Consider the following 14,692-nt stretch of genomic DNA (forward strand, 5'->3'; position numbering starts at 1 on the left):
GCGGGGTTAAACCTTCCAGCCGCTATGGATCGCGACCAGACCGCCCAATATGGGCTCAACTTTGGTTTGCACAAAACCTGCTTCACCAATCATGCGTTTGAAATTCTGCATGTCGGGGAAACGGCGGATGGATTCGACCAGATAGCGATAGCTGTCTTCGTCCCCCGCAATGGCCTTACCCAACTTTGGCACCAATTTGTCGGAATAGACGTCGTATATTTGCGCAAGGCCAGGCCATTCGACTGTGGAAAATTCGAGGCAGAAAAAACGGCCACCATAACGCAGCACGCGATGCGCCTCGCGCAGGGCCTTGGGAATGTCGGTCACATTCCGTATGCCGAACGCAATCGTATAAGCGTCAAAATGTGTATCGGGGAAAGTCAGCGTTTCGGCGTTTTGCGCAGACCAGATGAGGCTTCTGATACCGCGCTGCATGGCGCGTTCCATGCCGACATCCAACATGTCTTCGTTAATGTCGGAGACGGTGACCTGCGCGCCGGATTTTTCCATGCGAAAGGCGATGTCGCCGGTGCCGCCGGCCATGTCGAGAATATCCTCACCTGCGCGCGGTTTAACGCGGCGCACGAAGCTATCTTTCCACAAACGGTGCATGCCGCCCGACATCGCATCGTTCATGATGTCATATTTGCGCGCGACATTGGAAAAGACGTCGCCAACGCGCTGCGTCTTTTCTTCTGGGCTAACTTCCTCATAGCCGAAGGATACGGTGTCGTTCATCATGCTGCCTCTAGCCGATTGTTGCGCCAGCCGCAAAGCCTGTTAGGGGCAAAATCAAATGCCCGAATAGGTGCAAAATTATATGCCCGAATTACCCGAAGTAGAAACTACCGTATCCGGCCTGCGGTCGGTCTTGGAAGGCGAACTTATCGTACGCGCGGAACCGCGCCGTGCGGATCTGCGCTGGCCGATTCCGCCCGATTTGCGGCAGCGGCTCACGGGTGCGCGCATTGAAACACTGGGCCGGCGCGCCAAATATGGGCTGATATACACCGACCGGCAGGACGTGATGATATTTCATTTGGGGATGTCGGGCCGTTGGCGCGTCGACCCCGTGGAAATTGAAAAGCACGACCATTTCATTTTGGAAACGGCGAGTGGCCGGGTGGTGGCGCTCAATGATCACCGTCGTTTCGGGTCGCTGGACATTATCGATTCGCAGCAGATCGACGATTATCGCTTCTTTGCCCAAATGGGGCCTGAGCCGCTGTCGGAGGCGTTCGATGCTTCCGTGCTGCAAAAGGCCTTGGTTGGCCGTAAAGCGCCGATAAAGGCCATGCTGCTCAACCAGAATATTGTGGCGGGCTTAGGGAATATCTATGTGTGCGAGGCCTTGCACATGGCGGGCATTGACCCAATTGCTGTTGCATCGAGCATAAGCAAGCCGCGGCTGACCCGATTGGTTATAGCAATCAAAGAGGTGCTCACTGCTGCTATAGCCGCTGGCGGATCTACCCTGCGCGATTTTGCAGCGCCCGATGGGGAGCTTGGCTATTTTGCAAAGGACTGGCGTGTCTATGGCCGCGCGGGTGAAGTGTGCGCCTGTGGCAGCAATATAATGCGGCGTGTTGATTCGGGTCGATCAACCTTCTACTGCCCGAAATGCCAGCGATAAGGCGGCATTATGAGGTTGACGAATCTCTTGGGCAGGGTTAAGGGCCGCTCCTTCAACGGGCGTACCGCATGGGCGCGCCTCTACAGATATTGAAATTCGAGGACAAAAATGGCCAATACGCCGCAAGCAAAAAAGCGTATCCGTCGCAACGCGCGTCGCACCGAAGTAAATGGCGCACGCGTCAGCCGCATCCGCACTTTCATCAAGAAAGTCGAATCGGCGATTGAACTTGGCGACAAGTCAGCGGCTGCTGCCGCACTGGCCGCAGCGCAGCCTGAACTGGCGCGCGGCGTATCCAAGGGCGTCCTTCACAAGAACACAGCATCGCGCAAATTTGGCCGCCTCACAAAGGCGGTCGGCGGTCTCGCTTAAGCGATACTTATGGTGCCGGACCTTCCGGTTTGAGACATTCGAAACCCGCCGCGAACACGGCGGATTTTTCTTTGCCAATTGTCACAAATTGCAAGGGTGAGGATTTCCCGCGATTCGACAGGTTCACAATTTAGTTCTGAATCGAAAAATACATAAAATCATGTGGTTATTAAATATTTAACGCATTTGCTCGTGTCTCGCCGAGTCAATGGCAATTATTTCAGTTTTTTTGCAGTCTCGCACTTGATCGACTCGTTTATTGCTGTCTAAGAAATGCATTCCAGCAACGCATGACTACAGTCGCGCAATGCCTCACATGGAGAGTAAACACGTAGCTCGGCTGCATTTGGCAACAAATGCGAGGCCAGTACCCGTTTGTCCTGTGTCCGGCAGATAGCGCGCGGTGATGTTGCGCTGGTTGGGGTGGAAAATGGGGGCAGGCACGTTGGCCGAAGGCAATTCAGTATCGCAAAGCAAAGTCGGTCCATCAGGAAGCGGGAATGATGTGTCTATATCACATGCCCGTTTCGACGCTGATTGGCACAATATCTCCTCCGGCTTGCGTCGAGATTTGGGTGCGCAGGTTTACGGCCAATGGATTCGCTCCATCAGCCTTGGTGACTATTGTGACTTGACTGGCACGTTGGAGCTTTTGTTGCCCTCCGACTTTTCCGCAAGCTGGGTTTCCGACCATTATGCCGACCGCTTGCGCCTGGCATGGTCCAGCACAAACAGCAGCGTCAAGCAGTTGAAAATTCGCACCCGCCCCGGCGCGCCGCGCGTCGAATTGCTGCGCGCTTCAACCAATGCAGAACGCGCGGTCGCGCAAGAAACGAATGAGGCACAAGCCACGCGGTCGGCGCTTGACCCGCGCATGACTTTTGCGAATTTCGTGAAAGGCCAAACCAATGTGCTGGCGCTGAGCGCTGCAGAGCGCGTGGCGTCGAAAGACAAGCCCTTGTTTAACCCGCTATATCTGCAAGCGGCAACTGGCCAAGGCAAAACACACCTGATGCATGCCATTGGTCATGCTTATGCCGAGGTTAATCCCGACGCGCAGATTTTATATATGTCGGCTGAAAAATTCATGATGGAATTTGTGACCGCGATGCGGCGCAAGGAAGTGATGGAGTTTAAAGCACGTTTGCGTGCTGTTGACGTGCTGCTGATCGACGATATCCAGTTCATCATCGGCAAGGTGTCAACGCAAGAAGAGTTTCTGCACACCATCGATGCCATCATTGGCGCAGGCAAACGCTTGGTGGTTTCCGCTGACCGCGCACCGCAAGCGCTGGACGGCGTGGATCAGCGCATCTTGTCGCGCCTGTCGATGGGCCTTGTTGCCGATATTCAGCCCGCAGATCTCGAATTGCGCCGTTTGATTCTGGAACAGCGCCTCGCCCATATGCCAGAGGCGCAGGTGGGTGAAGAGGTGGTCGAGTTTCTTGCCCGCACGATCAGCCGCAATGTCCGCGAATTGGAAGGCGGCTTGAACAAGCTGCTCGCTTATGCACAATTGACGGGCAAGCCAGTCACGCGGACTTTAGCTGAAGAGCAGCTCAAGGATATTCTAAGTGCGTGCCGTCGCCGTATCACCATTGATGAAATCCAGCGTGCCGTGTGCGAATATTATCGTATCGACCGCAGCGAAATGTCCTCAAAGCGCCGGGCGCGCGCGGTTGTGCGTCCGCGCCAAGTTGCCATGTATCTTGCCAAGGTGATGACACCGCGCAGCTATCCTGAAATCGGACGCAAGTTCGGTGGGCGTGACCATAGCACGGTGATCCACGCGGTACGCTTGGTTGAAGGGCTTCGGCAACAAGACAGCGACATGGATAATGATGTCCGCGCGTTGCTCCGCCAACTCGAAGCCTAGGGTCAGGACCCTAATTTCCACCCCTTTTCAACAAGCTTTCCAGCGCTTATCCCCATGATGTGAGTCGGAGGGATAAGTATGAGTCAGGTTTGCGCTTCATGCGGAGCGACTTCGGCTAATCAAGCCGCTTTCTGCGCCAGTTGCGGGCGTGCGTTGAAGCCCAAAATGGCCCCAAAATCCGCCAAGTCGGCCGCGAATCGTGATTGGCGGATGCCATTTGTCGCGGTCGTTGCTGTGTTGGCGATGGCCGCATTATATTTTTGGCTCTTCATTGCGGATGATTTGAAACGTGGCTCAGATATGCCCACCACCGAAGCGGGAGAGGCTTCAAACCCAGACGCGCAAATATTTTTCGCAATGACTGACGCGAACTTGCGCAGTAAACCAACGATAAGCGGCAGTGACATATTGGGCAAGTTGCCCCGTGGTTCGCAAGTGACCGGCACAATTCAACCAGGTTCAGGTGTTGATGGCGGGTGGCTGGAACTGAGTGATGGCAATGGTTTTGTCGCACTGGTCAATCTGTCACAGAACAAACCACCGGCGTTGGTAAAGGCGCTCAATGATCAACTATGGGTTGCAGACGGGCTGATTGATGTCTGGGCCACGACCTTGGCAGATAGCAATTTGCTGGATCGGCTGCGCGAGGGTGCACAGCTGACACTGGTGGGCACCACGGCAGATAACTTCGTTGAGGTGAAGCTTGCCGATGGACGCTATGGGTATCTTGCAGACGCTCCATCGATCTTGGCGCGCATTGGGGGCAAGCCAATTGCCATCGGCTTCAATCCACAGACCTGTGCGTTTTCCGGGGAAATCGGTGCTGAATTTGCCAAGATCGGTGCGCAGTTGCGGGCACAATGGCAAGCGTTGGAAGCAAAGGAATTTGCCAATGAAGCTGCCCGTCAAAAGGCCTATGCAGCGGTGGAAGGCAAAAGCAAATATCTCAGGCTACGCCGATCATTCGAAGGCTTGTCGTTGACGGGCCTGGCGCAGCATTATGAATCGCAGTCTTTATATTTCGATGACTCACCCGCCAAAGTTATGGACGTATTCCGCGCGCAAGGCTTTGACATCGGACGCGACGGGCTTTTCACGGGGACGGAGCTTTACGCAGGAATTGCCGCTACGCGGGGTGAAGGCGCAGCCTATGGAAAAACCGAACTGGGCTGCGGCGTATAGAACGCCACAGCCCGAATAGGGCTTAGCGCTTCTCCTCTGGCGCGACGGAAATCCGGACGGTTTCGCCGCCATTGCCGGGGAAACCCGTGAACATGGCCTCGACCAGATTTGGTACCAGATAGGGAAGTTTGTTCGAACGCGACTTGGCCTCCGCCTTGCCTTCGAATAGCCGCTTGCCGTCAACATTGCGGTCAATCTTCATATCCAGATTGGCGGTGAACACCGTGAAACTGTCGATGTCATATGGCCGGTTAAAGCCGCTATAGAGAAACGGATCATAAAAACCTACGACATAGCGTGCGCCGCGACGTGTGCGCACGACAAAGGGGCGGTAAAAGCGGCCATAGCCCCAATATGGATCGTAAAACGGGTCTTGACGAATGATGTTACGCTCCTTGCCTTCATCGACGGCATAATCGAGCGATACGGTCATGTCGGCGGTTGCCACCGATGACGGCACATACCCAACTTCCTGAAGTTCCTTGGCGACCAACGCGGCATATTGACCAAATTCTATGCCACCGGAGTTGGCGGGGTTGGCTGCGCGGATCATAAAGGTCTGACCCTGCGGCGCGGGTAGTTCCTGAAAGCGCGAAACATCGGCGTTAAAGGGCGTCGCGCATGCGCCTAAAGCAAGCAGTGCCAGCGGAGCGAGAAAAGTTACGACCTTTTTCATCCATTCATATCCCTTCAAAAGCGGCCAGACGCCGTCTTGTTATTAACCTGTCAAAATTAGGATGGTTTCGCTGAACTAAGGTTGAACGACGATATAACAACATTTAACGTAGTAAGCCAAGCGCAGCATAAGCTGCCTTTAACGTTGGTGCGCCCAATTCGCGGGCCTTGGCCGCGCCCTTTGCCAATGCCGCGTCGATTTGTTCATGATCATCCTTGAGCGCGCTAAAGCGTTCCGAAATGGGACGCAAATGTTCGACTACAATTTCTGCCAGTGCAGGCTTGAAGGAACCAAAGCCCTGACCGCCAAAACGTGCCAGCGTTTCGTCCACCGTCTCATTCGCAAAGGCCGCATAAATACCGACCAGATTCTTGGCTTCGGGACGGCCTTCCAGACCATCTGCCTCCGACGGCAATGGTTCGGGGTCGGTTTTTGCTTTCTTTATTTTGCTTAAGATCGTGTCAGCATCATCGATCAAGTTGATACGGCTCATGTCGCTTGGGTCAGATTTGGACATTTTGGCGCTGCCGTCACGCAAGCTCATGATGCGCGCGGTGGCTTTCGGAATGATGGGATCAGGCAAGGTGAAAATCTCTGTGCCTTTGCCAAAATCGGTGTTGAATTTCTGGGCGATGTCGCGTGCTAGCTCCAAATGTTGCTTCTGGTCTTCGCCCACAGGCACATGCGTCGCCTGATACAGCAGCACGTCCGCGGCTTGTAAAACAGGGTATGTGAACAACGCAATGCTCGCGCCTTCGCGGTTCTTGCCCGACTTGTCCTTGAACTGGGTCATCCGGTTGAGCCAACCCATCCGCGCCGTGCCTGTCAGCAGCCATTGCAGTTCAGAATGGGCAGGGACCCGTGCTTGATTGAACAGAATCGCCTTATTGATATCCAGCCCGCAGGCGAGCAAGGCCGCTGCCATCTCGCGGGTGTTGGCGGTCAACTCCTCGGGCACATGGGGCATTGAAATGGCATGCAAATCTGCGAGGAAATATAGGCATTCCATTTCATCCTGCATCTTCACCCAATTGCGGATCGCACCCAGATAATTACCGAGATGAAGGTTGCCCGTTGGCTGAATACCGGAAACGACGCGCATAGATATTACTCGCTTGCAGAAGACGTAGGCGCGGCTGCACGCCTGCGGAAAAGGGATTTGAGTTCGCTGATCCGGTAGGCCCCGAAAAGCAATATGGCCAGCGCATAAACTGCGCCGCCCACGCTGACCAAAATGGACAAAACGGCAATGCGTCGCCACAGGCCCGTACCAAGCTGGCCTTCGATAAGCGCATTTCCGAAATAGAGCGCGACGCCCATAAGGGCCGCCGCCAAAATTATGCGCCATGCCTTTTGCTTCAACCGCGCATCGACGGCAATATGGCCGCGTTTGCGCAAAGTGAACCACAGCAATGCGACGTTTACCCAAGCTGATATGGCCGTCGCCACGCCGACGCCGATATGCGCCAAAGGCCAGATCAAGATCAGGTTGCCGACAAGGTTGACCAGCATCGACCATAAGGCCAGTCGCAAAGGGGTTTTGGTATCGCTCCGCGCGTAAAATCCAGGTGTCAGAACCTTGATGAGCACATAAGCCGGAACGCCTGCCGAAAACGCCATCAGCACCGCCGCGGTCCCTTGAGTGTCGGTAGAAGTGAAGGCGCCATGTTCGAATATGCCATGCACAATCGGGATCGCCGACACAATTAACGCGACCGTCGCAGGCATTGCGAAGAATAAGGCAAGTTCGACAGCGCGGTTCTGTGTGTCGGATGCGGCTATGCTATCTGCCCCGGCAATCTGCCGCGATAGGGCAGGCAAAATAGCTGTCCCGATTGCTATGCCAATCAGGCCCAAAGGCAATTGGTTCAAGCGGTCGGCATAATAGAGCCACGATACCGAGCCTTCGGGAAGGAACCGTGCCGCAAGCGAGGTGGAGATCAAGAGATTGAATTGGATCGCGCCCTGGCCAATCGCTGCGGGGGCAATCAAGGCCAGCATCAGCTTCACATCCGGCGTCAGGCGCGGCAAACTAAGCTTCAGGTTAACGCCCGCGCGATGGCAGGCCCAGATAAGCCACAGCAATTGCAGCGCGCCCGATACGGTAACTGCGACCGCTTGCGTGACCGCCGTTTCAACCTCGGTATCGCCGCGGAAAAATATCAGCGCGATGATCATGCAGATGTTCAGCAATATCGGTGCGGCGGCATTGACCCAGAATCGGTTTAGCGAATTCAATATACCACCAAGCAAGGATACCAATGATATCAGCGCCAGATAGGGAAAGGTAATGATCGTTAAGTGCCGGGCCAGCGCGAATTTCTCCGGCCCGCCATCGGGAAAGCCGCCCGTCATGGCCCAGACAATAGGGCCAGCCGCGAGCATCATGAGGGCCGTAAACAGCACGAGAAACGGGAATAGCACGGACAGTATTTGGCTGGCAAAATGGCGCGCGGCGATCAGGCCTTGATCAGCTTTCTCGCGCTCGGCCTCCGTCATTTTCTTGTTAAACAAGGGCACGAAGACCGCCGCAAACGCGCCTTCGGCAAAAAGTGCCCGGAACAGATTCGGCAAACGCCACGCGATCAGGAAGGCATCGGACGCAAGACCAGCACCCACGAAGCGCGCCATCAACATGTCGCGCACTAGGCCCAAGACGCGGCTGACCAAAGTCAGCCCCCCGATGGTGATGCTGTTTCGAACCAGGCTCATCTGTTCACCTGGTGCCGTCGGCTTCAGGCTTCGCCGGCAGGCTGCGTCTCTGCCATTTGCTGCGCCTGCGAAAGCTGCTGAATATAGAGCGCATTGAAGTCGATAGGTTCAAGCACCAGTGGCGGATAGCCGGCATCGCGCACAGCGTCGGCAACGATTCGGCGCGCAAAGGGGAACATCAAGCGTGGGGCTTCACCGAATAAGAACGGATGGGCTTGCTCTTCGGATACATTACGCAGGCCAAACAAGGTGCCATAATCCAGCTCAACGGAGAATTGGACGCCATTGTCGGTCTCTGCCTTGATAGCAAGCCGTAAGGCGACTTCATGCACTTCGTCGGTAATGGCGTTGGCTTGGATATTGACCTGCACATCAATTTGCGGCGCGCCTTCCCAGTTGAAGCTGTGCGGGGCGTTCGGATTTTCAACCGACAAGTCCTTGATATATTGGTTCAACATACCGACGGCGGGCAAAGTATCTTCGCCATTGGCTTTTACCTTTTCGGAAACGATGGTGCCTGTGTCGTCGGCCATGATGTGTCGTGCTTTCTTATTGTTTGCCACAGCCGCAATGATACGACCCTTTATGGCCGATGCGCCTAGCAGGCGAACCGTTAAAGGGCAATGATACTTGCGATTGCGGCAAGGTGCAATTTTCTTTGGGCAAGGCCCTTTGAAACGCGTATCTTTAATTCCTATATATTTTTGAGTCGGCTTAACGAAAAATTTCGTACAGAGGTCGCAGATAGATTCTTGCCGGATGGAGGCGTTGTGACGTTTACGATTGTATTGCTTGCTCTTGTTGCAGCTTTCTTGGGCCTTCGCCTATATTCGGTCCTTGGAAAACGCACGGGACATGAGCAGGAACCTGTTGCGCATCGTCCTTTAGAGGCGAATACCGCGGCATTATTGCGGCAGCCTGCGGCTGGCGGTGACGCTGCTTCAGCTTTACCCGCTAATGACCTTTCAAAAGTCGATATGGCGGCGCAAAGCGGTATTAAAGCCATTGGCAATGCGGATCGTGGTTTTGAACTTGGCGCGTTCGTAGAGGGTTCAAAAACCGCTTATAAAATGGTGCTTGAGGCTTATTGGAAGGGTGACAAGGAAGCGTTGCGCTTCCTCTGCGATGATGACGTCTATGCAAGCTTTGCCGAAGCGATTGATGGCCGTGCTGCGCGCGGAGAGACCCTCGAAAACCGCTTGGTGCGTATTGACGAAGTACGCGTTGTCGGCGCAAGTTACGATCACCCCATGGCCCGCATCTCGGTGCGCTTTGACGCCGACATTGCCGCGATGGTTAAGGATGCCGATGGAAATATCATTGGCGGATCGATGACCGATGCGGTCGAAACGCATGATATCTGGACCTTCATGCGCGACGTGAAATCGGACGGCCGCAACTGGAAGCTTGACGAAACCGACTCGGTCTGATTCACCTGGGCGATGAAACGCGCCCTTTTCCTTCTCGGTCTATCGGCCTTCACACTCTCCGCTTGTGCAAGCGGGGTGACTTCGTATGGTGGCCCTGCAAGCTCGTCGGAGGCAAAGGTCGCCTCCCCGCCAGTCGCGGATATAGCGGCAACGCCTGCACCGGCGCGTGACGTTACAACCGCTGCTGGGCTTGGCGTGGTGCGCGGTCCGCAAATTACCACGTTGCAGGTGGATACGCGCAAAACGGCGCTTGCCCTAGACAGTTTTAGAACAAGTTGCCCCGGCCTTGTCCGCCGAAGCGACGCTAGCGGCCTGACCGAAGGCAGCGACTGGGTGGCGGCTTGCAACGCCGCCAAAACCTGGACGGGCGACGCCATTTCCTTTTTTGCAGAACATATGGATGCAGTGCAGGTCGGCACTGGCAGGGCTTTTGCCACGGGCTATTTTGAACCGGAAATTGCCGGTTGCCGTATGCGGCAAGCGGGTTGCGATGTACCCGTCTACAAACGGCCGTCGGACCTGATCGATGTTGACCTTGGGCAGTTTTCCGATGAGCTGAAGGGGCGCAATATCCGCGGCAAGGTCAGCGGTACCAAATTTGTGCAATATGACGATCGGGCCGCGATTGAGGGTGGCTCCTTGGCCGGGCGCGGGCTAGAAATCGCTTATGCGTCCGATGTTGTGGAGTTTTTCTTTCTGCAAATTCAGGGATCGGGTCGGCTGAAACTGCCCGACGGCAATGTGATGCGCATTGGCTATGACAGCCAAAATGGGCGTGGCTATACCGGAATTGGTAAGCTGATGCGGGATCGCGGGCTAATTACTGACGCCTCTATGCAGGGTATCGTCGCCTTTTTGCATGCCAACCCTGAAGAGGGGCGCAAGATCATGCAGGAAAATAAAAGCTATATTTTCTTCCGTGAACTGACGGGCGCGGGGCCTTTGGGCGCGATGGGCTATCCTGTGGTGGGTGAGGCGAGCATTGCCGTGGATGTGAAATTCATCCCGCTCGGCGCGCCGGTATGGCTGTCGATGGACCGTGCGGAGCCCAATGGCATTTGGATTGCACAGGATACGGGCGGTGCCATTAAGGGCGCGAACCGCATCGATACCTTCTGGGGCGCTGGCGACCGCGCGCGGGTGATTGCGGGCGGCATGGCGGCGCGGGGTGCGGCACTTGTTTTTCTGCCTAAGGCTGCGGTTGCGCGGTTAGGTCTGTAAAGCTGGCATGGCGCGGCCTCTCGACAGCACGGAAAAGTCGCTTTGGGGCAGGGTCATTGCGACCGTAAAGCCCTTGCATGGCGGCAAGCCAAAGCCTGTGCCTGTCGCAACCCCGGCGGCGGACAAGGCCGTGCTGGCGAAGTTTTTGAACGCCAAACCGAAGCCAGTTCCCGCCGAGAGAAAGCCGAAACAAACGCCCGTGCAAAGCAAGATTGCACCTGTGCCGCATAATCTCGACGGACATTGGGACAAACGGATCGCGCGGGGCAGCATCCTTCCCGATGTCAGCATCGATTTACACGATGCGTCGCTGTCGCTGGCGTATAACCGTCTCGACGGCGCGTTGGAGCAGGCAATTGCGCAGCGGATGAAAGTGATATTGCTCGTTACGGGCAAACCCCGCGCGCATGATCGGGCAAGTGGTGAGGGCCGGGGCGCGATTGCGGCGGTTGTGCGCGATTGGCTTGCCGCATCGCGGCACGCCCGGCATATTTCGGCGGTACGCAACGCCCATCCGCGCCATGGCGGCGCTGGAGCGCTTTACATTATGATGAAAAGCTAAGCCTCAGCCGCCAGCATTTTGAGCGCAACGCGCCGATAGATTTCCGTGAGCGCCGATAGGTCCGCAATTGCGACCGCTTCATCCAGCTTATGCATCGTTGCATTGCACAGGCCAAACTCGACCACAGGGCAAATTTTGGTCAGGAAACGGGCGTCCGAAGTGCCGCCAGTGGTTGATGCTTCTGGTGCGATACCGACCACAGCCTCAACCGCATCCGATATAGCAGCCGAAAGCGCCCCAGGAGGTGTCAGGAAGGCCTCTCCGGAGATCATGGCTGTCAGGGTGCCGCCATGGCGCTCTACAAGCTCACGGAGCCTTAAAACAAGCGCATCGCCGTTTTGCAAATCATTGAACCGGATCGATAATCGCGCTTCGGCCTTTGCCGGAATGACATTGGTCGCCTTGTTGCCGACGTTCAGGTCCGTAATTTCAATATTGCTCGCCTGAAACCAGTCGGTGCCGTCATCGAGCGTGATCGCTTCAATCTCGGCCAGAATCGCGATAAGGCTTGGAATTGGGTTATCCGCCAGATGCGGATACGCGACATGGCCTTGCGTGCCCGCGACCGAAATCCACATGTTGACCGAACCGCGACGGCCGATTTTCATCATGTCACCCAAGCGGTTGACGCTGGTAGGTTCGCCGACGAGGCAATAATCAGGGATGCTGCCCCGTTTTTGCATATGGGTAATCAATGCCCGTGTGCCTTGGATGGCGGGCCCTTCCTCGTCGCCGGTGATAATCAGGCTGATTGTGCCTGCATCCTTGGGAATGTCATGCAGCGCGGCAACAAAAGCGGCGATGCTGCCCTTCATATCAACGGCGCCGCGTCCGTGGAGCAAATCGCCTTTGATCTCTGGCACAAACGGGTCGCTGGCCCAGCCATTTCCGGGCGGCACGACATCGACGTGACCAGCGAACGCAAAGTGGCCCCCGCTTGCCGTACGAATGGCAAAGAGATTCTCCACCGGCGCGCCATGGGCAGGGTTGTCGTCATCTTTGCCCGAGATGAAACGTTCGACGGTAAAGCCCAGCGGGGCAAGCATCTCTTCAAGCGCGTCAAACACCGCGCCACTGGCGGGTGTGACGCTTTCGCAAGCGATCAGGCGTTGGGCATAAGCCAGTGCAAGAGCATTATTCATTAATCGGAGGCGTTACGGATTAATGCGCGCCAAAACAAGTCAGACATCGGCGTTACAATAAGGCTGTTTGCGTCATTATATCATTGCAGAACGCGGGTAAGTGCGTTTGACCAGCCAGCCAAGCGGACGTCGCGTGCCTCTGTACCAAGCATCGGCGCAAAACGCTTTACCCCACCGCGCATGCTGGCCGCATCCTCCAACGTGGGAAATAGTCCGCAACCCACCGCCGCCAGCATCGCTGCCCCAAGCGCCGTTGTTTCGACAAAGGCGGGTCTTTCCACGTCGATTGTCAGCATGTCCGCCAGATCCTGCGCCATCCAGTCATTCGCCACCATGCCGCCATCAATGCGCAATTCGGCCCAGTCTGCGCCATCGGCGGCAAAGGCGGTTTTGAGGTCATAGGTCTGGTGCGCCATCGCCTCCAATGCGGCACGAGCAACATGCGCCTTTGTCGCCGCAAAGCTCAGCCCGCTGATCGTAGCGCGGGCATCGGGACGCCAATGCGGCGCGCCAAGCCCCGAAAGCGCGGGTACGAGGTATACACCTCCATTGTCCGGCACGCTGCGCGCCAGTGGCTCGGTTTCGGCGGCATGCGATATCAACCCCAGATCATCGCGCAGCCATTGCACAAGGCTACCTGCGACAAATACTGATCCTTCCAGCGCATAATGACGCTCGCCATTCAATTGGTACAAAATTGTCGAAAGCAAACGGTGGCGTGACTGGCGCAATGAGTTTCCGGTTTGTGTGAGCACAAATGCGCCCGTGCCAAAGGTCGCCTTAGTTTGCCCGACGGCAAAGCAACCTTGCCCAATGGTAGCGGCCTGCTGATCCCCCGCCATGCCCGATATGCGGATTGCGCCGCCGAAATGCTCCGGCACTGTCGTGCCAAGGTCACCTGCGCAGTCCGTAATTTCTGGTAAGATGTCACGTGGGACGCCGAACAGGTCCATCAACCCGTCGTCCCATCCGCCGCTGCCAATCGCCATGAGCGCGGTGCGCGCAGCATTACTGGCGTCGCTGATATGGCTTCCGCCGGTGAGCCTGTAGACAAGATAGCTTTCGACCGTGCCCACCGCCAAATGTGCGCCTGCGTCCTTCAATTGCGGCCAATTTTCCAACGCCCAGCCAATTTTTGAACCCGAGAAATAGGGGTCAAGCAACAAGCCGGTTTTCGCTTGAACAACTGGCTCTTCGCCTTGCGCCTTCCTCGCGGCGCACATATCGGCTGTCCGGCGGTCTTGCCACACGATCGCAGGGGCAAGTGGCTTGCCGGTGCGTTTGTCCCAGAACACAACGGTCTCGCGTTGGTTGGTTATGCCAATGCTCGCGATCCGGTCTGCGCCGCCTGCCTTGGCGACCATCGCTTGCGCGCAGGCCAGAGTCAGGTTCCAGATTTCTTCGGCATCATGTTCAACAAGGCCAGGTTGCGGATAATGTTGCGTGAGCGGGCGTTGGCAACTGTCGACGGCGGTCCCGTCCGCGGCAAATAATACAGCGCGCGTTGATGTCGTGCCTTCGTCAATGACCAATATATATTCGCTCATGCTTCTGCCGCGCGCTGTGCGCGTCCCTCTCTTGAAAAAATGAAAATGGCACGGTTGCCGAAAACCACATGATTGACCGCAAATCCCATTAGCACCCATTTAACCAGCACAAAGACCATGACGTCAATAAAATGCAACCGTGGCGAACCAAAATGCTGATAAAATTCACCCGCATAAAAGCAATCCGGGCAGTATATCACGAAATTGTGCGACGCATAAATGTCAACACCATCGATGCGATTTTGCGCGGTCATGACATTCCTTATATCAAATAGGGCAGGAACAGCGACCTATGCCATCCCGCCGAGTAAGACGGCGCGGCACAAGCTTTTCCCTGCC

The 14,692-nt window shown here is 56.0% G+C and carries 15 protein-coding genes; 7 read left to right on the forward strand and 8 right to left on the reverse strand.

From position 1 onward, the window contains the following. Positions 1–6: 6 nt before the first annotated feature. A complete protein-coding gene (locus tag Q0O33_RS03460; RefSeq protein WP_295496395.1) occupies positions 7–738 on the reverse strand; it encodes a class I SAM-dependent methyltransferase in 732 nt (243 codons plus the stop codon). A gap of 82 nt (positions 739–820) precedes the next feature. On the opposite strand from Q0O33_RS03460, the gene mutM reads away from it, so the two are divergent. The 4 genes from mutM (at position 821) to Q0O33_RS03480 (ending at position 5,063) form a co-directional block, all read left to right on the forward strand. Further along, on the forward strand, positions 821–1,633 hold the full coding sequence (mutM, locus tag Q0O33_RS03465) for a bifunctional DNA-formamidopyrimidine glycosylase/DNA-(apurinic or apyrimidinic site) lyase (RefSeq protein WP_295496105.1): 813 nt from the start codon (positions 821–823) through the stop codon (positions 1,631–1,633). 108 nt (positions 1,634–1,741) lie between these two features. Next, positions 1,742–2,005, forward strand: coding sequence for a 30S ribosomal protein S20 (gene rpsT, locus Q0O33_RS03470; protein ID WP_183941705.1), 264 nt, complete (start codon positions 1,742–1,744; stop codon positions 2,003–2,005). 403 nt (positions 2,006–2,408) lie between these two features. Further along, positions 2,409–3,881: a chromosomal replication initiator protein DnaA gene (gene dnaA, locus Q0O33_RS03475; protein ID WP_295496109.1), complete on the forward strand. Its 1,473-nt coding sequence runs from the start codon at positions 2,409–2,411 to the stop codon at positions 3,879–3,881. Positions 3,882–4,046: 165 nt separating this feature from the next. Then, positions 4,047–5,063, forward strand: a complete 1,017-nt coding sequence (locus Q0O33_RS03480; RefSeq protein ID WP_295496112.1) for a hypothetical protein — start codon at positions 4,047–4,049, stop codon at positions 5,061–5,063. Positions 5,064–5,085: 22 nt separating this feature from the next. Here the strand turns inward: Q0O33_RS03480 and Q0O33_RS03485 are convergent, their stop codons facing one another. The 4 genes from Q0O33_RS03485 to secB all read right to left on the reverse strand — a co-directional run bounded on the left by Q0O33_RS03485 (position 5,086) and on the right by secB (position 8,984). Continuing rightward, the gene (locus Q0O33_RS03485) at positions 5,086–5,739 is read right to left on the reverse strand and encodes a DUF4136 domain-containing protein (protein WP_295496115.1); all 654 of its coding nucleotides are present in this window, start codon (positions 5,737–5,739) and stop codon (positions 5,086–5,088) included. Between the two features lie 103 nt (positions 5,740–5,842). Next, a complete protein-coding gene (trpS, locus tag Q0O33_RS03490; RefSeq protein ID WP_295496118.1) occupies positions 5,843–6,841 on the reverse strand; it encodes a tryptophan--tRNA ligase in 999 nt (332 codons plus the stop codon). 5 nt (positions 6,842–6,846) lie between these two features. After that, entirely contained in the window at positions 6,847–8,451 is a 1,605-nt protein-coding gene (murJ, locus tag Q0O33_RS03495; RefSeq protein ID WP_295496120.1) for a murein biosynthesis integral membrane protein MurJ, read from the reverse strand. Between the two features lie 23 nt (positions 8,452–8,474). Then, positions 8,475–8,984: a protein-export chaperone SecB gene (gene secB / locus Q0O33_RS03500; RefSeq protein ID WP_295496123.1), complete on the reverse strand. Its 510-nt coding sequence runs from the start codon at positions 8,982–8,984 to the stop codon at positions 8,475–8,477. 237 nt (positions 8,985–9,221) lie between these two features. Here secB and Q0O33_RS03505 point away from each other — a divergent pair, with 237 nt between their 5' ends. From Q0O33_RS03505 to Q0O33_RS03515, 3 genes are read left to right on the forward strand one after another with little or no spacing between them, the layout of a single operon-like run. After that, the gene (locus Q0O33_RS03505) at positions 9,222–9,881 is read left to right on the forward strand and encodes a Tim44/TimA family putative adaptor protein (protein ID WP_295496126.1); all 660 of its coding nucleotides are present in this window, start codon (positions 9,222–9,224) and stop codon (positions 9,879–9,881) included. 12 nt (positions 9,882–9,893) lie between these two features. Next, a complete protein-coding gene (locus Q0O33_RS03510) occupies positions 9,894–11,102 on the forward strand; it encodes a murein transglycosylase A (protein WP_295496129.1) in 1,209 nt (402 codons plus the stop codon). 7 nt (positions 11,103–11,109) lie between these two features. After that, positions 11,110–11,664 (forward strand): Smr/MutS family protein, encoded by a 555-nt coding sequence (locus Q0O33_RS03515; protein WP_295496132.1) that lies wholly within the window; start codon positions 11,110–11,112, stop codon positions 11,662–11,664. On the opposite strand, the gene dapE is transcribed toward Q0O33_RS03515, so the two are convergent. From dapE to Q0O33_RS03530, 3 genes are all read right to left on the reverse strand, one after another. Further along, entirely contained in the window at positions 11,661–12,806 is a 1,146-nt protein-coding gene (gene dapE / locus Q0O33_RS03520) for a succinyl-diaminopimelate desuccinylase (protein ID WP_295496134.1), read from the reverse strand. The two genes, Q0O33_RS03515 and dapE, sit on opposite strands and share 4 nt — an antisense overlap. 80 nt (positions 12,807–12,886) lie before the next feature. Continuing rightward, positions 12,887–14,353: a glycerol kinase gene (locus Q0O33_RS03525; RefSeq protein WP_295496137.1), complete on the reverse strand. Its 1,467-nt coding sequence runs from the start codon at positions 14,351–14,353 to the stop codon at positions 12,887–12,889. Continuing rightward, the gene (locus Q0O33_RS03530) at positions 14,350–14,607 is read right to left on the reverse strand and encodes a hypothetical protein (RefSeq protein WP_295496140.1); all 258 of its coding nucleotides are present in this window, start codon (positions 14,605–14,607) and stop codon (positions 14,350–14,352) included. The genes Q0O33_RS03525 and Q0O33_RS03530 overlap by 4 nt, the downstream gene beginning before the upstream one ends. Between the last annotated feature and the right edge of the window lie 85 nt (positions 14,608–14,692).

This window comes from Sphingorhabdus sp. EL138 (assembly GCF_945862485.1).
In the GTDB taxonomy this organism is placed as follows: domain Bacteria; phylum Pseudomonadota; class Alphaproteobacteria; order Sphingomonadales; family Sphingomonadaceae; genus Sphingorhabdus_B.